At 51.7% G+C, this 265-nt stretch carries 1 protein-coding gene; it reads left to right on the plus strand.

Annotated features, from left to right (window positions below):
• The coding region (locus tag AC1RP1_RS08360) for a hypothetical protein (protein WP_481762782.1) at positions 1-265 on the plus strand (265 nt) is incomplete at both ends.

Consider the following 265-nt stretch of genomic DNA (forward strand, 5'->3'; position numbering starts at 1 on the left):
GCTGACCGAAAGAACAAGAAGCAAAGTGGGCCGGCCGTCGATAGCCAGTACACCAAACCTACGGGCGACGTGTACGATTATTTGCCGGATGTGTACTCGATGCTGAGTGACGCTAGGATCACGTATTTCCAACCGAAAAAACACGAAGCTGACGATGTACTAGCCTCGGTAGGTCATCAGTACTCCGACGAGTATCAAGTTGTGCTAGGCGCGCAGGACAAGGATGACTACCAGTGCATGAAGGGAAAGCACGTGCTTATGTACG

This window comes from Dellaglioa sp. CoH-56-MRSF-13, assembly GCF_056782095.1.